This is a genomic window from Enterobacter sp. E1 (assembly GCF_016809815.1).
GTDB lineage: Bacteria > Pseudomonadota > Gammaproteobacteria > Enterobacterales > Enterobacteriaceae > Enterobacter > Enterobacter adelaidei.
This window is the reverse complement of sequence record NZ_JAFBJM010000010.1, coordinates 96013-114783: the sequence shown is the minus strand read 5'-3', so window position 1 is coordinate 114783 and position 18771 is coordinate 96013. Positions and strand designations below refer to the sequence as shown.

The 18771-nt window shown below is 55.0% G+C and carries 21 protein-coding genes; 8 read left to right on the top strand and 13 right to left on the bottom strand.

All coding sequences use genetic code 11. The features are described 5' to 3' along the window. Positions 1 to 165 precede the first annotated feature (165 nt). Positions 166 to 1029: a YicC/YloC family endoribonuclease gene (locus JGF26_RS19615; RefSeq protein WP_028017852.1), complete on the bottom strand. Its 864-nt coding sequence runs from the start codon at positions 1027 to 1029 to the stop codon at positions 166 to 168. 125 nt (positions 1030 to 1154) lie between these two features. Here JGF26_RS19615 and rph point away from each other — a divergent pair, with 125 nt between their 5' ends. After that, positions 1155 to 1871: a ribonuclease PH gene (gene rph / locus JGF26_RS19610; RefSeq protein WP_028017853.1), complete on the top strand. Its 717-nt coding sequence runs from the start codon at positions 1155 to 1157 to the stop codon at positions 1869 to 1871. A gap of 67 nt (positions 1872 to 1938) precedes the next feature. Then, on the top strand, positions 1939 to 2580 hold the full coding sequence (gene pyrE, locus JGF26_RS19605; protein ID WP_028017854.1) for an orotate phosphoribosyltransferase: 642 nt from the start codon (positions 1939 to 1941) through the stop codon (positions 2578 to 2580). Between the two features lie 41 nt (positions 2581 to 2621). Here the strand turns inward: pyrE and slmA are convergent, their stop codons facing one another. The 3 genes from slmA to coaBC all read right to left on the bottom strand — a co-directional run bounded on the left by slmA (position 2622) and on the right by coaBC (position 4986). Next, a complete protein-coding gene (gene slmA, locus JGF26_RS19600) occupies positions 2622 to 3218 on the bottom strand; it encodes a nucleoid occlusion factor SlmA (protein WP_028017855.1) in 597 nt (198 codons plus the stop codon). A gap of 120 nt (positions 3219 to 3338) precedes the next feature. Then, a complete protein-coding gene (dut, locus tag JGF26_RS19595) occupies positions 3339 to 3797 on the bottom strand; it encodes a dUTP diphosphatase (RefSeq protein WP_015570042.1) in 459 nt (152 codons plus the stop codon). Beyond that, positions 3775 to 4986 carry a bifunctional phosphopantothenoylcysteine decarboxylase/phosphopantothenate--cysteine ligase CoaBC gene (coaBC, locus tag JGF26_RS19590; protein ID WP_028017856.1) on the bottom strand — a complete coding sequence of 404 codons (1212 nt, stop codon included), beginning with the start codon at positions 4984 to 4986 and terminating at the stop codon, positions 3775 to 3777. Before coaBC ends, dut begins: the two co-directional genes overlap by 23 nt. 170 nt (positions 4987 to 5156) lie before the next feature. Between coaBC and radC the strand changes: the two genes are divergently transcribed. The 4 genes from radC to mutM all read left to right on the top strand — a co-directional run bounded on the left by radC (position 5157) and on the right by mutM (position 7352). Beyond that, positions 5157 to 5825, top strand: a complete 669-nt coding sequence (gene radC / locus JGF26_RS19585) for a DNA repair protein RadC (protein ID WP_028017857.1) — start codon at positions 5157 to 5159, stop codon at positions 5823 to 5825. Between the two features lie 218 nt (positions 5826 to 6043). Further along, the gene (gene rpmB, locus JGF26_RS19580; RefSeq protein WP_002436699.1) at positions 6044 to 6280 is read left to right on the top strand and encodes a 50S ribosomal protein L28; all 237 of its coding nucleotides are present in this window, start codon (positions 6044 to 6046) and stop codon (positions 6278 to 6280) included. A 22-nt stretch (positions 6281 to 6302) separates the two neighbouring features. After that, entirely contained in the window at positions 6303 to 6470 is a 168-nt protein-coding gene (rpmG, locus tag JGF26_RS19575) for a 50S ribosomal protein L33 (RefSeq protein WP_003024094.1), read from the top strand. A gap of 72 nt (positions 6471 to 6542) precedes the next feature. Continuing rightward, the gene (gene mutM / locus JGF26_RS19570; protein ID WP_134708585.1) at positions 6543 to 7352 is read left to right on the top strand and encodes a bifunctional DNA-formamidopyrimidine glycosylase/DNA-(apurinic or apyrimidinic site) lyase; all 810 of its coding nucleotides are present in this window, start codon (positions 6543 to 6545) and stop codon (positions 7350 to 7352) included. A gap of 2 nt (positions 7353 to 7354) precedes the next feature. Here mutM and coaD read toward each other — a convergent pair whose 3' ends face one another. The 4 genes from coaD to JGF26_RS19550 all read right to left on the bottom strand — a co-directional run bounded on the left by coaD (position 7355) and on the right by JGF26_RS19550 (position 10932). Continuing rightward, the gene (coaD, locus tag JGF26_RS19565) at positions 7355 to 7834 is read right to left on the bottom strand and encodes a pantetheine-phosphate adenylyltransferase (protein ID WP_049006993.1); all 480 of its coding nucleotides are present in this window, start codon (positions 7832 to 7834) and stop codon (positions 7355 to 7357) included. Between the two features lie 3 nt (positions 7835 to 7837). After that, positions 7838 to 8608: a glycosyltransferase family 2 protein gene (locus JGF26_RS19560; RefSeq protein ID WP_134708584.1), complete on the bottom strand. Its 771-nt coding sequence runs from the start codon at positions 8606 to 8608 to the stop codon at positions 7838 to 7840. Then, a complete protein-coding gene (waaA, locus tag JGF26_RS19555) occupies positions 8608 to 9882 on the bottom strand; it encodes a lipid IV(A) 3-deoxy-D-manno-octulosonic acid transferase (protein WP_134708583.1) in 1275 nt (424 codons plus the stop codon). The genes JGF26_RS19560 and waaA overlap by 1 nt, the downstream gene beginning before the upstream one ends. Before the next feature lie 66 nt (positions 9883 to 9948). After that, positions 9949 to 10932 carry a glycosyltransferase gene (locus JGF26_RS19550; RefSeq protein WP_134708582.1) on the bottom strand — a complete coding sequence of 328 codons (984 nt, stop codon included), beginning with the start codon at positions 10930 to 10932 and terminating at the stop codon, positions 9949 to 9951. 157 nt (positions 10933 to 11089) lie between these two features. Here JGF26_RS19550 and JGF26_RS19545 point away from each other — a divergent pair, with 157 nt between their 5' ends. Next, the gene (locus JGF26_RS19545) at positions 11090 to 12193 is read left to right on the top strand and encodes a glycosyltransferase family 4 protein (protein WP_049006988.1); all 1104 of its coding nucleotides are present in this window, start codon (positions 11090 to 11092) and stop codon (positions 12191 to 12193) included. On the opposite strand, the gene JGF26_RS19540 is transcribed toward JGF26_RS19545, so the two are convergent. Genes JGF26_RS19540 through rfaD form a run of 5 tightly spaced genes read right to left on the bottom strand, consistent with a single transcriptional unit; the run spans position 12172 to position 17352 of the window. After that, positions 12172 to 13281 (bottom strand): glycosyltransferase family 4 protein, encoded by a 1110-nt coding sequence (locus JGF26_RS19540; RefSeq protein WP_134708581.1) that lies wholly within the window; start codon positions 13279 to 13281, stop codon positions 12172 to 12174. The two genes, JGF26_RS19545 and JGF26_RS19540, sit on opposite strands and share 22 nt — an antisense overlap. Further along, positions 13278 to 14381, bottom strand: a complete 1104-nt coding sequence (rfaQ, locus tag JGF26_RS19535) for a putative lipopolysaccharide heptosyltransferase III (protein WP_134708580.1) — start codon at positions 14379 to 14381, stop codon at positions 13278 to 13280. The genes JGF26_RS19540 and rfaQ overlap by 4 nt, the downstream gene beginning before the upstream one ends. Then, the gene (gene rfaC / locus JGF26_RS19530; RefSeq protein ID WP_134708579.1) at positions 14374 to 15360 is read right to left on the bottom strand and encodes a lipopolysaccharide heptosyltransferase RfaC; all 987 of its coding nucleotides are present in this window, start codon (positions 15358 to 15360) and stop codon (positions 14374 to 14376) included. Before rfaC ends, rfaQ begins: the two co-directional genes overlap by 8 nt. 3 nt (positions 15361 to 15363) lie before the next feature. After that, on the bottom strand, positions 15364 to 16410 hold the full coding sequence (gene rfaF / locus JGF26_RS19525) for an ADP-heptose--LPS heptosyltransferase RfaF (RefSeq protein WP_028017867.1): 1047 nt from the start codon (positions 16408 to 16410) through the stop codon (positions 15364 to 15366). A 9-nt stretch (positions 16411 to 16419) separates the two neighbouring features. Then, the gene (rfaD, locus tag JGF26_RS19520) at positions 16420 to 17352 is read right to left on the bottom strand and encodes an ADP-glyceromanno-heptose 6-epimerase (protein ID WP_008502707.1); all 933 of its coding nucleotides are present in this window, start codon (positions 17350 to 17352) and stop codon (positions 16420 to 16422) included. Between the two features lie 214 nt (positions 17353 to 17566). On the opposite strand from rfaD, the gene kbl reads away from it, so the two are divergent. Then, on the top strand, positions 17567 to 18763 hold the full coding sequence (kbl, locus tag JGF26_RS19515; RefSeq protein WP_128348858.1) for a glycine C-acetyltransferase: 1197 nt from the start codon (positions 17567 to 17569) through the stop codon (positions 18761 to 18763). Positions 18764 to 18771 lie beyond the last annotated feature (8 nt).

Below are 18771 nucleotides of genomic sequence, written 5' to 3'. Positions count from 1 at the left end.
CGCAAGATCACGATTGAGATTTTCTAAGGCGATTCAGTTTGCCATATAAAATATTATCAAGCCTTACCGTAAATGGCTTATGAATGGTGGTGAGATGAGAAATCCCGGCATGTAACGGATTAGAAATAATAATGGATGGCGCCATCCGACGCCATCCGGAAGGTGTTACTCGATATTCTGGATCTGCTCGCGCATTTGCTCAATCAGAACCTTAAGTTCAATCGCTGAGTTGGTTACTTCGGCATTGATCGACTTAGACGCCAGGGTGTTCGACTCGCGGTTGAACTCCTGCATCATAAAGTCCAGACGGCGGCCCACAGCTTCCTTCTTCTTCAGGATGTTGTAGGTCTCTTTAACGTGCGCTTCCAGACGATCCAGCTCTTCAGCTACGTCAACGCGCTGCGCCATCAGCACCAGCTCTTGTTCCAGACGGTTATTTTCCAGCTGAACTTCGGCTTCTTCCAGTTTGGCGACCAGGCGCTCGCGCTGCCATTGCAGCACTTCCGGCATATGGGTGCGCACTTTCGCTACTTCAGTGCTAACGCCTTCAAGACGCTGCTCAATCATCGCCTTCAGTGCCTGACCTTCGGTTTCGCGGGCAACGATAAAGTCATCCAGGGTGCTGTCAAGGGCACTGAGAATTTCAGCGGCAATGGCATCCAGGTCCTGCTCACCGGCGGCCATGACGCCTGGCCAGCGCAGAATATCAACCGGGTTGATTTCGCCTTCATCGCTCTGCATTTTGACCCAGTTCGCTGCATTAACGAGCTGTTTTGCCAGTTTTTCGTTGAGGATCAGTTCGCCCTGCGCGCTGGCATCAGGCTCAAAACGCAGGTTACATTCCACTTTACCGCGCGTCAGACGCGTACGGATTCGCTCACGTACGACGGGCTCAAGGCTGCGGAACTGCTCCGGCATACGGAAATAGGTTTCCAGATAGCGCTGGTTTACCGAGCGCATTTCCCAGGTAGCGCTACCCCAGCTACCCTTGATTTCACGCCGGGCGTAGGCGGTCATACTGCGGATCATAGATATTCCCGTTTTTAAAGGAGAGATGGGGGGATTATAGCTTTCGGGGGCTTCTCAGGATAGGAATAAGCGTCCTTTATCCGTATAATGCGCAGCCACATTCGTTTCAAGCCGGAGAATTCATCATGCGTCCAGCAGGTCGTAGCGCCAATCAGGTGCGTCCCGTCACCCTGACCCGTAACTATACAAAACACGCTGAAGGCTCCGTGCTGGTTGAGTTTGGTGACACCAAAGTACTGTGTACTGCATCTATTGAAGAAGGTGTTCCGCGCTTTCTGAAAGGTCAGGGCCAGGGCTGGATCACGGCTGAATACGGCATGCTGCCGCGTGCGACCCATACCCGTAATGCCCGCGAAGCGGCAAAGGGTAAACAGGGTGGACGTACCATGGAGATTCAGCGTCTGATCGCGCGTGCGCTGCGCGCTGCCGTTGACCTGAAAACCCTCGGTGAATACACCATTACCCTTGACTGTGACGTGATTCAGGCAGACGGCGGTACGCGTACGGCGTCGATTACTGGCGCGTGTGTTGCGCTGGCCGATGCCCTGAATAAACTGGTTGCAGCCGGTAAGCTGAAAACCAATCCAATGAAAGGGATGGTTGCAGCCGTTTCCGTGGGTATCGTTAACGGTGAAGCGCTTTGCGATCTGGAATACGTGGAAGATTCCGCTGCCGAGACGGACATGAACGTGGTGATGACCGAAGACGGTCGCATCATTGAGGTGCAGGGCACTGCAGAAGGTGAGCCATTCACCCATGAAGAACTTCTTACCTTGCTGGCTCTGGCCCGAGGGGGAATCGAATCTATCGTAACGACGCAGAAGGCGGCGTTAGAAAATTGATTTTAAAGGCGACCAATGAGTCGCCTTTTTTTTGCCTGTAAGACAGAAAAACCAAAGGAGCAAATCCATGAAATCGTATCAGCGCCAGTTTATTGAGTTTGCGCTTAACAAGCAGGTACTTAAGTTTGGCGAATTTACGCTGAAATCCGGGCGTAAGAGCCCCTATTTCTTCAACGCCGGGCTGTTTAATACCGGGCGCGATCTGGCATTGTTAGGCCGTTTCTATGCCGAAGCGCTGGTGGATTCCGGGATTGATTTTGACCTGCTGTTTGGCCCGGCCTATAAAGGCATTCCGATTGCGACCACCACAGCGGTGGCGCTGGCAGAACATCACGACCGCGACGTGCCATACTGCTTTAACCGTAAAGAGGCCAAAACCCACGGTGAAGGTGGGAATCTGGTCGGCAGCGCGTTGCAGGGTCGCGTCATGCTGGTCGATGATGTGATCACTGCAGGCACAGCAATTCGTGAATCTATGGAAATTATCCAGGCCAATGGCGCGACGCTTGCAGGCGTGCTGATTTCTCTGGATCGTCAGGAACGTGGTCGCGGAGAGATCTCTGCCATTCAGGAGGTGGAGCGCGATTACAACTGTAAAGTGACGTCGATTATCACCCTGAAAGATCTGATTGCGTATCTGGAAGAGAAGCCTGAGATGGCGGACCATCTTGCAGCGGTACGCGCATATCGAGAAGAGTTTGGCGTGTAATGTTATTGCCCGGAAGCGCTACGCTTACCGGGCCTACGGCGTTACTGCAATTGGGCAGCCACTAACGGCCAGCGGGCGTCAAAATCGTCCGTTGGACGGTATTTGAATTCGCTACGCACAAAGCGGGAGAGCATCCCTTCACAAAATGCCAGAATCTGGCTTGCCAGCAGCGTCTCATCCGTGTTGTACCCTTCCCCTTCACGCATTTTCTTCTCACGCAGAACCTGGCGCAGTTGCGCTTCAATACGCTCGAAAAGCTGGTTAATGCGGCCCTGCAGTCTGTCCTGCTCAAACATCAGTGCGTGACCGGTCAGGATACGGGTTAAGCCCGGATTGCGTTCACCAAAGCCCAGGATTAACAGCACAATCAGACGCAGACGCGCGGTGGTGTCTTTTTCGTCTTTCAGAATCAGGTTGATGCGCGTGATCAGGCTGTCTTCGATAAACTCGATCAGGCTGTCGAACATCCGGGTTTTGCTGGGAAAATGACGATACAGCGCCGCCTCAGACACGCCTACAGAAGCGGCCAGTTTCGCGGTGGTGATGCGTTGACTGCCATCGCTGGATTCAAGCATCAGAGCCAGAGATTGAAGTATTTCTTCGCGACGATTCCTTTTCGCGGTTTGTTTTTCTGCCATGTTACAAAATACCCCTGAAAATAAGCACTTGCCAGGCTGGCATCCACACAGCGACCGCAAACTGAGGCTTGCGGTTTGTTATTGCATTATGGCGCTGTGGGACGCGTATTTATTGGGCGATTATTTACGCCCGGAATGGCCGAAGCCGCCTTCGCCACGGTCGGTGGCGTCAAAGTCTGCCACCAGGTTAAATTCTGCCTGTACCACCGGTACGAAGACCATCTGCGCAATACGCTCGCCAGGTTCAATGGTGAAGCTGTCCTGACCACGGTTCCAGACGGAGACCATCAGTTGACCCTGGTAGTCGGAGTCGATCAGGCCAACCAGGTTACCCAGCACAACGCCATGCTTATGGCCCAGGCCAGAACGTGGCAGGATCACTGCGGCGAGTGATGGGTCAGCAATGTGGATCGCCAGACCCGTCGGGATCAGAGTAGTGGCACCCGGAGCCAGTTCTACGGCGTCATCGAGACAGGCTCGCAGGTCAAGTCCGGCAGAGCCGGAGGTGGCATAGGTTGGCAGCGGAAATTGCTCGCCAACACGCGGGTCCAGAATCTTAACGTCGATTTTTTTCATCATAACGGGTAACGATCTCGTCCAGTAATTGTTGGCCCAGGAGTTCCTTGCGCTCAAGCGGTAAGACTTTATCTCCATCCTGCCAGAAAAGGTGCAGTGCGTTGCTGTCGCTGTTAAATCCTTGCGTGGCCAGCGATACGTCGTTCGCGCAAATCAAATCGAGGTTTTTGCGGGTACGTTTTTGCCGGGCATATTCTTCCACATTATTTGTTTCTGCGGCAAACCCAACAACGTAAGGTCGATGGCTTTTTAGTGCGGCGACACCGGCAACTATATCCGGGTTTTTCACCATTTTTATTGTTAATTCATCACCTTGCTTTTTGATTTTAGCCTCGGCGATGGTCTCGGCGCGATAATCTGCGACGGCCGCACAGCCGATAAAAATCTGTTGGTTTTGCGCATGTGCTTGTACTGCGGCTTCCATTTCCAGCGCGGTAGTCACATCAATGCGCTGAACAAACGGCGGTGTAGGTAATGAGACCGGGCCGCTCACCAGCGTAACGTTTGCACCGCGCTTTGCTGCCGCTGCCGCAATCGCAAAGCCCATTTTACCGGAGCTGTGGTTAGTGATGTAACGCACCGGATCCAGCGGTTCACGCGTTGGGCCCGCGGTAATCATGATATTGAGATGTTGCAGATCGTTGACAGGGGAAAAATGGGCTGCAGCCATATCAACGATAGTCAGCGGGTCGAGCATACGTCCTGGGCCGATATCACCACAGGCCTGACTGCCGCTATCCGGTCCCCAAATTAACAGGCCACGAGCGGCCAGCGTCTCCAGATTATGCTGGGTGGCGGCATTGCGATACATCTGCTGGTTCATCGCGGGTACGACGGCGACGGGGGCAGGCGTGGCCAGGCAAATGGTTGAGACCAGGTCATTTGCCATGCCGGCCGCCACACGAGCGATTAAATCTGCCGTGGCAGGGGCAAGAATAACCAGGTCAGCCCATTTCCCAAGCTCAATATGGCCCATCGCAGCTTCGGCTGCCGGATCAAGCAGGCTGTCAGATACCGGGTATCCTGAAACGGCCTGCAGGCTCAATGGAGTGATAAAGGCTTTACCGCCTTCGGTGATCGCGACCCGCACATCGGCTCCACGCTCACGCAGACGACGCACCAGTTCCGGCGCTTTATAAGCAGCAATACCGCCGCTCACACCAAGAACGATTTTTTTACCGGCCAGGCTCATCATGATTCTTTCCTGTTGGGGTTCACCAGAGAGCTGGCATTTTATCACAATCCCTAATATGGGGTGATTTTGTCCTTCGGACACTTTGCGAGGCGTTACGCAAGATTGCAACGTCGCCGTCGAGCGCCTGTCTGGCTTGTGGCAGCATGAGAGGAAAAGGGAGAAAGAGCATGGAAGAAGAGGATGAGCAGTTGCTGCCGCGCGAAAAACTGCTGCGTTATGGAGTAACCCTGTTAAAAGACGATGAGCTCCTGGCGCTCTTTTTACGTACCGGCACACCCGGAAAAACGGTATTTACGCTGGCAAAAGAGCTGATAGGGCATTTTGGTTCACTGTATGGCTTGTTAACTGCCGACCTGGCTCAGTTTAAGCACGTCGAGGGGATCGGCGTGGCGAAATATGCTCAATTGAGGGGCATTGCCGAACTTGCACGGCGTTTTTACAATGTCCGTCTGGAAGAAGAGGATCCAGTTCTGACCCCAGAAGGCGCGCGTGAATTCCTGCAAAGCCAGCTGGCGGATGCGGAGCGCGAGATCTTTATGGTGATCTTTCTCGACAACAGAAACCGGATACTAAAACATAGCCACCTCTTTTCGGGCACATTGAGCCACGTTGAGGTACATCCGCGTGAAATTGTGCGCGAAGCGATAAAAGTGAATGCAGCCGGCGTGATCCTCGCGCATAATCACCCCTCTGGCTGTGCACAACCGAGCAGAGCTGACAAAGAAATTACCGAACGCATTATCAAATGCTGTCAATTCATGGACATTCGTGTGCTGGACCATCTGATAATTGGCCGCGGAGAGTACATTTCTTTTGCAGAACATGGCTGGATTTAGGCTATTTCTCGCGATCCATCGGGATCTTTGTCTGTTCGGGACTTGAGCACACCGCCGAGTCAGCGTATACTACGCCACCTTTGAGAATCTCGGGTTTGGCATTTGGGCCTGGCAATCGAGAGTTCACTTAGAACTATGCGATGACCGGGCTGTAAAGCCTGACGAGGCGCCGATACCCCATACGAAGCTCGAGCTAATTTGATTTTTGGAGAATAGACATGTCCCGAGTCTGCCAAGTTACTGGCAAGCGTCCGGTGACCGGTAACAACCGTTCCCACGCACTGAACGCGACTAAACGCCGTTTCCTGCCGAACCTGCACTCTCACCGTTTCTGGGTTGAGAGCGAGAAGCGTTTTGTCACCCTGCGTGTATCTGCTAAAGGTATGCGTGTAATTGATAAGAAAGGCATCGATACAGTTCTGTCTGAACTGCGTGCCCGTGGCGAAAAGTACTAAGTACTTAAAGAGGAAATAAATCATGGCTAAAGGTATTCGCGAGAAAATCAAGCTGGTTTCTTCTGCTGGTACAGGTCACTTCTACACCACCACGAAGAACAAACGTACTAAGCCGGAAAAACTGGAACTGAAAAAATTCGATCCAGTTGTACGCCAGCACGTACTGTACAAAGAAGCTAAAATCAAATAATTTTAGTCTCCTTGTATTGAAAAACCCCGCAACTGCGGGGTTTTTTGCATTCTGTATCTCAACGGAGGAACCATGCCAGAATTACCAGAGGTAGAGACTAGCCGCCGCGGTATTGAGCCGCATCTGGTCGGTGCGACTATTCTTCATGCGGTTGTCCGTAATGGGCGTCTTCGCTGGCCGGTTTCCGATGAGATCCATGCGTTAAGCGACAAACCGATCCTCAGCGTTCAGCGCCGCGCCAAGTATCTGCTGCTGGAGCTGCCCGACGGCTGGATTATTATCCATCTGGGGATGTCCGGGAGCCTGCGTATCCTCACTGAAGAACTGCCAGCGGAAAAGCACGACCACGTCGATCTGGTCATGAGTAACGGCAAAGTGCTGCGTTACACCGACCCAAGACGCTTTGGTGCATGGTTATGGACTAAAGAGCTTGAAGGTCACAGCGTGCTGGCGCATTTGGGGCCAGAGCCGCTCTCAGAGGCGTTTAATGCGGAATACCTGAAAGAGAAGTGTGCGAAGAAGAAAAGCCCGATTAAGCCCTGGCTGATGGATAACAAGCTGGTGGTCGGCGTGGGGAATATCTATGCCAGTGAATCACTGTTTGCTGCCGGGATCCATCCCGATCGGCTGGCCTCTTCGCTGTCTGCGCAAGAGTGCGAGCTGCTGGTGAGGGTGATTAAAGCGGTGCTGCTGCGTTCCATTGAGCAGGGCGGAACAACGCTGAAGGACTTCCTGCAGAGTGACGGTAAGCCCGGTTATTTTGCTCAGGAGCTACAGGTATATGGCCGTAAAGGTGAGCCATGCCGCGTGTGCGGAACGCCGATTATCGCAACGAAGCATGCCCAGCGCGCCACGTTTTATTGCCGTCAGTGCCAGAAATAGGGCTACTTTAACTTTTCCATCAACGCCTGATGGACGTTAACCGGCAGGAAATGGGTCACATCGCCGTGATGCCGTGCAACTTCTTTCACCAGCGTGGAAGAGATAAATGACCACTCTTTGGAAGGCATCAGAAACACGCTCTCCAGCTCCGGCATCAGGTGGCGGTTCATGTGCGCCAATTGCATCTCGTACTCAAAATCTGCCACTGCGCGTAAGCCGCGGATCAGGATATTAGCCTGCTGGGCGCGGGCGAAATTAGCCATCAGGTCACTGAAGCCCACCACCTCAACGTTCGACAGATGTGAGATCGCATCGCTGGCGAGCTGTACGCGCTCGGGCAGATCGAACATCGGTTTCTTACTGGGGCTGGCGGCTATCGCCAGAATCACCTTGTCAAACATACTCGCCGCACGGGTGATAATATCAAGATGACCGTTAGTGATGGGATCGAAGGTACCCGGATAAATCGCTTTTGTGCTCATGGCTCACGTTTTCTCTGAGTAGCCGCGGCTAAGCGCCCACAGCTCGGTGTATTTGTTGAAAGTATACTGGGCATTCACCACCGCCAGTAACCAGCCCTGTTTACCATCCAGAACGCCGCCACGTAGCAGCAGCGTTTTCAGAAACGCGCCCAGCGTGTGGGTGAAGATACCGGTCAACGTGGCCTTCTTGCCGCGCTGATGACGTTCCTGCGCCCATGCGGTGGCATAGTTGAGCTGTTTACGCTGGAAGCTGGCGAAATCGCGGCAGGTCAGGTGCAGTAAATCACCGTTTAAGGCGACTACCGGGGCGGTATCGCAGGCCAGGGACTCATGCACCAGGTTATCGTTGTACTGATAACGCTCGCGCTCGTACAGGCGCATCACGCGGTCAGGATACCAGCCGCTGTGGCGCATAAACCGGCCGAGAAAGTAGTTACGACGCGCGATGCTGTACACCGCACCTGGCTGCGGCGCAGAGAGCACACTCTGAATCGCCTGCTGGAGTTCTGGCGTGATGCGCTCGTCGGTATCGAGCATCAGGACATAATCACCAGTGGCGTGTCCCTGCGCGCGCTGGCGCTGGATGCCATAGCCTTGCCAGTCTGTGTCGATAAAGACCTTTGCGCCCGCAGCACGGGCAACATCCACCGTGTTGTCCGTGCTGCCGGAATCAAGCACGATAATTTCGTCGGCCCAGGCGACAGAGGCCAGGCAATCGGGAAGCAGGTCGGCGGCGTTTTTGGCGATCATTACGACCGACAGACGCTGAGACATTAGTGGCTCCGCTGAGGCAGATAAGGTTGCAGAAGCTGCAGCAGACGGGTCAGTGCGCCCTGGTTCTGATGCAGCACTTCGACGGCATGGCGACCGTACCACAGACGGTAATCTTCGTCGGTCAGTAAGGTCGAAACCTCTTTGACCATTGAGTCCGCATCGGTCACGGTAATTAAACCATCGGCTTGCTGCAATTTAGCGCAGATATCTTTGAAATTAAATGTATGCGGCCCCATCAGCACCGGAATCGCATGCGCCGCTGGCTCCAGCGGGTTATGACCACCGCGCTCGACCAGGCTGCCGCCGACAAAGGCGAGGTCGGCAATGCCGTACAGCAGCATCAGTTCGCCCATCGTATCGCCAATCACCACCTGGGTGCTGCTGGACGGGATCTCGCCGCTGCTACGCAGGGTGAAACTGAAACCGCCTTTTTGCACCATCTCGCGGGCGTCTTTGAAACGTTCCGGGTGACGAGGCACCAGAATGAGCAATAAATCCGGGAATTTTTCCAGCAGCTTACGGTGTGCTTGCAGGATGATCGCTTCTTCGCCGTCGTGGGTACTGGTCGCAATCCAGACCTGACGACGCGGCGCCCACTGGCGGCGCAGTGTCACCGCTCGGGCAGCGAGTTCAGGTGTGACCGAAATATCGAATTTCAGACTGCCGGTTACCGCGAGCTGATTGCGCTTAAGACCAAGAGAGACAAAGCGTGCGGCATCTTCTTCATTTTGCGCGGCAATCAGCGTGATCTGGCTCAGCAGGCGGCGCATAAATTTGCCCAGCTTGCCGTACCCTTTCGCCGAGCGTTCTGACAGGCGCGCGTTGGCAATCACCAGCGGAATTTTACGGGCGTGCAGGGCGGAAATCATGTTTGGCCACAGCTCGGTTTCCATCACGATCACAAGCTTTGGGCGAACAGTTTCGAGGAAACGGTTCATGGCGCAGGGCAGGTCGTAGGGCAGATAGACGTGATGCACGTCTTTACCAAATGCGGACATCACGCGCTCAGAGCCGGTTGGGGTCATGGTGGTGACGGTGATCGGCAAAGAGGGATAACGATGGCGCAGGGCGCGTACCAGCGGAATAGCCGCCAGCGTTTCGCCAACGGAAACGGAATGCAGCAAAATACCGTCCGGCGCGACTTTATTGCGGCAAAAGCCATAGCGCTCAGCCCAGCGTTTACGATACGCAGGTGCTTTACGGCTACGAAGCAACAGTCTCAGCCACACCAGTGGCTGAATGATGTAGAGCAGGGCGGTATACAACAATTCCAAGCGATTATCCGTTTTTTTAGTTTCGGCGGGCAAATTCTAAGCATTTAAGCCAGGTAAAGCTATCTCTTATGCCAGATACCGCTTTAAACGGAAATAACGGCGACCCAGTCGCCAGTGCTGGCGAAGCCCACGGGCGTTTTTCCAGATAAGCGTCCAGATCCCGCGATCGAACAGTTCCTGAATAATTTCACGCTTTTTGGTGGCATCACCAATGTTGTTAATCGCGTGCAGAATACCCAGACCCTCTTTGGCGATTTGCCACTGGCAGGCGGGCACGCGGCGTACGGCATCCGGGTAGCGCTGGTTGATAACGTCCAGCATCTCAAGGATTTTCATATAGTGACGCGCGTTACGCATCCGCGTGTCATCCGTGCCTGGCGTGTGTGATACCGAGGCGGAATGGATGAGATAGTCGTAGAACGTTTCGTCGGTGTACTGAACGCGTTTTGCGGTAAGCAGCACTTCGGTCGTCCACGGGATATCCTGATGACGTAGTCCATGCTCAAACGTGAACCCCTGCGCTTTAATAAAGGCGTGGCGGTAAATATTCAGCCAGGTCACATGCAGGAATTTACGCGAAGCCAGCGCGCGCTGAAGCCAGGTTGGGCCGTCCAGCACGTCGGTAGATTGCAGTTTGTCGGACGGGAAGATTTTTTTCGACGGTCTGCCGTCATCGTAAATATAGGTGCCGTTACAGGTGGCAACGTCGAGATCGTTTTTCTTCGCCATCTCAAGCAGGCGTGGGTACATGCCCGGGTAGATCACATCGTCGATGTCCGGAAACGCGACATATTCGCCAGTTGCCTCTGCCAGACCGGTGTTACGGGCGGCAGAGACGCCCTGGTTGGCCTGTTCGATAACCTTGTAATACGGAAATTCACTGGCATATTGCGCAATGATGGCCGCAGAGTTATCACTTGACCCATCGTCCACAACGACCAGTTCCAGACTGTCCAGATGTTGAGCTTTGATGCTGTCGAAAAATGCACTCAGGAATTTTTCACCGTTATAGACGGCGACTACAAGGCTCAATAAAGGTGTGTCGGACATGCTTTCTCCGTTGTGTTCAGGGCAGGCCACCCATGTTGGTGGTACCATTCGTGCTGTATTATATCCGGTGGATACTAAAAACATATGCCTGGAGGGACAAAGATCCCCTCAGGCGGCAAATTAGCGTCATGCTGGCGAGATTCTTAACAGGAAATGTATGCATATTGTTCACACTGAAGCAGACGGCGGCAAAGGCGGACAGCCTCTGCGCATTATTAACGAATCGCTCGGGATGATTCAGCGTGGCCATCAGGTGACCCTTCTTTGCCCGGAAACTGCACCGCTGCATACGCTGGCGCGTGATGCTGGGTTGACGGTTGTCACGATGCCGTTGAAACGTAAGAACCTTAAAAACCTGCAGTTGCTGCGCCGCTGGCTGAAGGATAACCGCCAGTCTATTGATGTCATCAATAGCCATAACTCGGCGGATACCTGGCTGGTGGCACTGGCGAATCTGACGCTCTCTAATCCTGTGCCACTGGTCCGTACCCGCCATGCTTCAGGTGTACCGCGTAACAACTGGACGACGCGCTGGCTGTTCCGTAAAGCCTGTGCGCATATCGTCACGACCGGCGAAGCGCTGCGTCATCAGGTGGCGAATATTGGTGTCCCGATGTCCCAGAGTACGTCGGTGCCGAGCGGTGTGGATACGCAGCGTTTCCGCCCGGGAGATAAGCACGAAGCCCGTGCGCATTGTGGTTTGTCGCAGGAGGATTTCTGGCTGGGTGTGGTGTCGCATCTGCGTCCGAACAAAGGCCATAGCGTACTGCTGCGCGCCCTGGCGAAAATCGACAATCCGCAGATTAAGCTGGCGATCGTCGGTGAAGGTCCGCATAAAGCGACGCTGGAACAGGAAATTGTCGCGTTGGGATTACAGCAGCGTGTAGTGATGGCGGGGCATCAAAGCGATCCGGAGAGCTGGTTCCCGGCGTTTGATATTGCGCTGAGCCCTTCGCACGATATGGAAGGTGTACCCCAGGGCGTCCTGCAATCGCTGGCCTCTCGCATTGCCACTATCGCGACCGATGCCGGCGGGACGGGTGATGCGGTGATTGATGGCCAGACGGGGATTCTGGTCGCGCAGCGTGATGAAAATGCGCTGCACGATGCCATCGTTAAGCTGTATGACGACGCATCCCTTCGCGAGAAGCTGGCGCAGCAGGGTTATGATTACCTGAGCACCCACTTTACTCGCGAATGTATGCTGGACGCGATGGAGAAAGTCTTCTCTGAAGCGGCTCAGCGCAGCAGATCGCGATAAAGCGCCTGTAGCTCTTTTGCCATTCTGTCCAGGGTGTAGGGTTCAGCTGTTGCGCGCGCTGCCGCTGAATAATCAACGCCCTGGTCACGGCCTTTCAGCCACTGGGCGATAGCCTGCTGGTAGCCTTCACTGTCCAGCGCATCACGCACCCAGCCGTTCTGTCCTTCAGTTATCCACTCTGCCGCGCCGCAGCCGTGGCTGGTGAGCAGCGGCAGACCGCAGGCCAGCGCTTCCACGCAGACATTCGGGAACGGATCGTAGAGCGTCGGCAGAATAAGTGCGTCCGCCGTACCGTAAACTTCCCGCACATCCGCAACCGGCCCCAGGAAACGCACGCGTGATGCCACGCCGAGCGTCTGCGCCAGCTTTTCAAATTTGCGTGCGTGTTTATCGCGACCGGCAACCAGCAGCCAGACGTCAGAATGCGGGACAATGGCCCGTAGCGCGGTGGCCACGCCTTTACGGCTAAAGCCAGACCCGACATACGCCAGCACTGGCGCATCCTCTGGGATGCCGAGCGCAGTACGCTGCGATAACGAGCGGACATTCGGGCTGAAATGCGCCGTATCCACGCCGTTGTAGATAACGGTCAGTTTGTCATCCGTCAGCGCGAAGCGGCGGGCGATGTCATCGCGTACCATCTTTGAGTTACAGATCACCTTGCGCAGTTGCGGATGGGTAAACATCTGCGCTTCAGCCTGCAAAATATAGCGGTGGTAACGGCTGAATGACTGCGCCCAGCGCGCCAGCGGCGACAGAATGCGGCCATACTGCTCAAGCCAGGTGGCGTGTACGCCGTCGCCTGCGCGGAAAATAGTTGCCCCGGGAATACGCTCATGGCTTTGCACAATATCGAACTGAGCAAAATGCGAGGCCGCTTCCACCGCAAACCCGGATTCACGGGCGATACGGTTACGAAACGGCGGATTTACCGTCAGCGTTTTCCAGCCTGACGCATCTTCCCACTGGCGGGCAATCAACGTGACATCCAGGGTGGTGTCCTGGGCCAGCACGTTTAAGGCGCGGGAAACGAAACGCTCCGCACCGCCGTTGGGGTTGTAGGTCTGTCGGACGATCGCCAGCTTCATGCAGGATATTCCAGCAGCAGGGTATCAATGGCGCTCAGCACCTGTTGCGGGGTAATAGCGGTGATGCAGTCGGAAACGCCACCGTCACCGCAACCCGCTTTGCCGCAAGGCTGACAGGTAAATCCGGCGGTGATCACACGATAATTCACCCCCCACGGTGCCCACTTGATTGCCCCGGTTGGGCCAAAGATAGCCACAGTAGGGGTTCCCACGGCACTGGCGAGGTGCATTGGCATGGAGTCAACGCCGAAATAAATACGCGCGTGTTTCATCAGGGCGCCCAGCTCTTTCAGGTTCAGCTGACCGCTTAAATCAAACACCGGCTGGGTAAGCGCAGCGCGCAGCTCATCCATATACGCGGTTTCTTCTTTCGACGGCGCGGCTGAGAGGATAATCGGCAGGCCGCGAGCCGCCAGGTTATCGATGGTTGCCGCCAGCTTTTTGATATCCCAGGCTTTAAACATCCAGCGCGACGTCGGGTGCACCAGAATGTAGGATTTGCTCTCCAGGCCAAACCCGGCCAGTTTCTCAGCGACGGAGGTTTCCGCCGCATCGCCTGGTACAAACAGGGTATGTTTGTCTTCAGCAGACTGCGGGTGGATCCCGATCCGGCGCAGGGCGTCCAGGTTTACTTCCACCATATGACGGCTGTTGTCCTGAATTGCCGGGTAGAGCGTGGTGAAGGATTTCACCCAACGACGACGTGCCAGCCCACCGCGTTTATCCGGCTTAAAGCCGACGGAGACGCGTGGCTTCAGTCGACGCGCCAGACGCGCGCCGTGCCAGTGTTCGGTCAGGTTAATCAGCACATCGTACTGACGCCCTTTCAGCGTATTGATCAGGGCGCGATACAGACGGAATTGCTCGAACCAGCCCTTTTTGCGCCAGTTGCGACCAATGGTATGTACCTGATCGATATGCGGATGGCTGGTCAACATCGCCTGCGTGTCGTCGTAGACCAGCGCGTCGACTTCAACGTTTGGCCAGTTCTTTTTCAGTACGGTAAAGACCGGTGAGGTAAGCAGCACGTCACCGTGGTGACGCAGCTTAATGATCAGCACGCGCTTCGGTGGGCGCTCCGCTGAGAAAAAATCAGACATAGGCTCTCTCTGCTGCCAGCAAAGGCTCTAATTGTGCAAATACCGCAGCGGCACTAAGGTCGCTCAGCTGCGATGAATGTTCCGGGCGGCAGATATGTTGATTTTTTCCGTAGCCGCCGATAAGACCCGGGTCCGTTGGGCCGTAAAGCGTAATATTAGGTCTATCCAGCGCGGCCGTCAGGTGGCTCAGGCCAGTATCAACCGATACCACTGCCGTAGCACCCGCCAGCTCTTGTGCCACGCCGTCGAGCTTCATGCGTGGCAAGACGTCCACATAATCAAATCCTTCCGCCAGGCGTCTGGCGCGCGCTTCTTCATGCGGTGCCCCCCACGGCAGTTTGATGCGCAAACCTGCTGTGCCCAGTAAACCAATCAGCTCACGCCAGTGGGTTTCCGGCCAGTGTTTGTCATCCCAGGTAGTGGCATGGAGGAAAATGAGATAAGGGGAGCTATTTTGCCGTGAATTGTGAAGAAAATGCTGTGAAATGGCGTAATCACCCTGCACTTCAGGTTTTGTATAGCCCAGGCTTTTGGCAAACAGTTCACGGGTGCGTTCCACCGCGTGCTGCTGCTTAGCGATAGCGTGGCGACGGTTATAGAACAGGCTCGCCAGCGGTTCACGGGCGCTGTGCCAGTCCATGCCGTGCTTTACGCCGTGTGCCAGTCGTGTTACCAGCGCAGCGCTTTTGACCAGCCCTTGCGCGTCGATAATGGCATCGTACTGCTGAGCCTGCACCGCATCACGAAACGCTTTGCGTTCGGCTTTAATCGGTGCCGAGAACCACGCCTTACGCCAGCGGCGGATAGCCACCGGGATCACACGGTCGACCGCTTCATGCCAGGTGGGGATCTGCGCGAAGCCTTCTTCCACCACCCAGTCAAAACGAATGCCGGGAATGGCCTGCATGGCATCCGTCAGCGACGGCAGCGTATGCAGAACATCGCCCATCGAAGAGGTTTTAACGATCAATACCCGCATCCGTTATCCTTCTTCGCTCAACAGCAGTTCGTTGAGCTCTTCCAGCACGCGCTCTGGCGTAATGTCGATCAGGCTCTGGTGATAGCCTTCCGCCGCATCGCCTTTACGCACTTTGTGGTAGCCGGTGATCAGGCGAATAACACGCGCTTTGTGGGACAGCGGCGGGGTAAAGTCCGGGCTGCTTGGGCCATACAGCGCAACCAATGGGCGGTTTAGCGCCGCGGCGACGTGCATCAGACCGGAATCATTAGTGACCACGGCTTTACAGGCGGCAATCAGAATAACCGCTTGCTCCAGCTGGGTTTCCCCGGCCAGGTTGCGGCACCAGGCCTGCTGTTCTGTGCTCAGCGTGGCAAGGATTTCGTTACCGGCGTCGTGATCTTTTGCCGAACCGAACAGGACAATCTGATAGCCTTCGTCAATCAGCTGTTTTGCCAGCTCCGCATAGTGATAGTGCGGCCAGCGTTTTGCCGGGCCGAACTCTGCGCCAGGGCAGAAGCCGATCATCGGACGTTCGGCCGAAATGCCAAATGCGTTGCAGGTCTGGGATTTTTCGCCATCGTTAACCTGCAACTGCGGCCACAGCAGCGGCTGCGGCAGATCTTTCGCGCTGCGCATCACGCCTTTGTCGTAGGCCAGCGCGACATAGCGCTCTACCATCAGCGGCCAGGCCTCTTTATCCAGCACGCGGGCGTCGTTCAGCAGACCGTAACGCATTTCACCGCGCCAGCCTGTACGATGAGGCACGCCTGCAAAGAAAGGCACCAGGGCAGATTTGAAGGAGTTGGGCAGCACGTAAGCGCGATCGTAACGCTTCTCGCGCAGGCTGTGGCCGAGCTTGCGGCGTTCGCCGATTTCCAGCGCCCCGTGGCCGAGCGGCATTGGGATCGCCTCGTTAACTTCCGGCATACGCGATAACAACGGACGGCACCATGCAGGTGCCATCACGTCGATTATCGCCTGGGGATAGCGCGCCTTGAGCGTGCGATAGAGACTTTGCGACATCATCATGTCGCCCACCCATGACGGGCCGATCACCAGTATCTTCATGCTTGTTTCTTACGCGTCGCGGTTCAGCCAGGCCATATATTCCGTTACGCCTTCCGCAACGGTCTTGAACGGCTTGTCATAACCTGCTGCGCGCAGGTTGGTCAGATCAGCCTGAGTGAACGCCTGATAGCGGCCTTTCAGTTTATCCGGGAACGGAATGTACTCAATGCTGCCTTTTTTGTGGTACGCCAGGGTCGCGTCTGCAACAGCCTGGAAGGATTCCGCGCGGCCCGTACCCAGGTTAAAGATGCCAGACACGCCGTTTTCCCAGAACCACAGATTCACTGCGGCAACGTCGCCTACGTAGACGAAGTCACGCTTAAAGCCGTCGCTGCCTTCGAACAATTTCGGACTTTCACCATTATTCAGTTGGGTGTTCAGATGAAACGCGACGCTTGCCATGCTGCCTTTGTGCCCTTCGCGCGGCCCGTACACGTTGAAATAGCGGAAGCCCACAATCTGGGAATTCGCTTCAGGCAGAACCTGACGGACGTATTCGTCGAACAGGAACTTAGAGTAACCGTAGACGTTCAGCGGCTGCTCATATTCGCGGGATTCGATGAAGTCTGACGTACGACCGCCATAGGTTGCTGCTGAAGAGGCATACAGGAACGGAATTTCACGCTCCAGGCAGTAGTGAAGGATCTCTTTAGAGTACTGATAGTTGTTGTCCATCATGTACTTGCCGTCCCACTCGGTGGTGGAAGAGCATGCACCTTCGTGGAAGATTGCTTCGATTTCGCCGAACTCTTCACCTGCCATAATCTGGATAAGGAAGTCTTCTTTATCCATATAGTCAGCGATGTTCAGATCCACCAGGTTGACGAACTTGGTGCCATCTTTCAGGTTGTCAACCACCAGGATGTCGGTGATGCCTTTGTCGTTGAGAGCCTTAACAATATTGCTGCCGATAAAGCCTGCGCCGCCGGTAACGATGATCATAACTGTACCTTTGAAGTGTGGGGGCCGGGGACAATCCCGGACGCTTATGTGCTTATCATATCATTAGTATGGCTGCCCTTCAGCCATTCACCGACATAGCACAAGGGTACACGTGGTTTATGCTGCAAAAACGAGAAGAGATAATGTGTCATCTCGTCATGAACTATAGGTTTGGGTAATATGTCCCGAAATTTGCCGAGTCTGGAGAATTGCAATGCGTGGTGATTTTTACAAACAGTTAAATAGCGACCTCGAAACTGCACGTGCAGAAGGGTTGTTCAAGGAAGAGCGTATTATCACGTCTGCTCAGCAGGCGGACATCACCGTTGCCGATGGCAGCCATGTGATCAACTTTTGTGCGAACAACTACTTAGGTCTTGCGAATCACCCTGAGCTGATTGCCGCTGCGAAAAACGGCATGGACACCCACGGTTTCGGCATGGCTTCCGTCCGCTTTATCTGCGGTACCCAGGACAGCCATAAGCAGCTTGAGAAAAAGCTGGCGAGTTTCCTCGGAATGGAAGACGCCATTCTGTACTCCTCATGCTTCGACGCCAACGGCGGTCTGTTCGAGACCCTGCTCGGCGCAGAAGATGCGATTATCTCCGACGCACTGAACCATGCTTCCATTATTGACGGCGTTCGTCTGTGCAAAGCGAAGCGTTTCCGTTACGCCAACAACGACATGGTTGAGCTGGAAGCGCGCCTGAAAGAAGCGCGTGAAGCGGGCGCTCGCCACGTGCTGATCGCCACCGACGGCGTGTTCTCCATGGACGGCGTGATTGCCAACCTGAAAGGCGTGTGCGATCTGGCGGATAAATATGATGCGCTGGTGATGGTTGATGACTCTCACGCGGTCGGTTTTGTCGGCGAGAATGGTCGTGGTTCCCACGAATACTGTGACGTGATGGGGCGTGTGGACATCATCACCGGTACGCTCGGTAAAGCACTGGGCGGTGCGTCTGGTGGCTATACCGCTGCGCGTAAAGAGGTGGTTGAGTGGCTGCGTCAACGCTCCCGTCCGTATCTGTTCTCCAACTCCCTGGCACCAGCCATTGTTTCTGCCTCTATCAAGGTACTGGAGATGGTGGAGTCTGGGGCGGCGCTGCGTGACCGTCTGTGGTCCAACGCCCGTCTGTTCCGTGAAAAAATGAGTGCCGCAGGCTTTACCCTAGCCGGTGCTGACCACGCCATCATCCCGGTCATGCTGGGTGATGCGGTAGTCGCACAAAACTTTGCCCGCGAACTGCAAAAAGAAGGGATTTACGTCACCGGGTTCTTCTTCCCGGTGGTGCCAAAAGGTCAGGCGCGTATCCGCACCCAGATGTCTGCGGCGCATACGCCTGAACAAATTGAACGTGCGGTGGAAGCCTTTACCCGCATCGGAAAACAGCTGGGCGTAATTGCCTGAGGACGTGT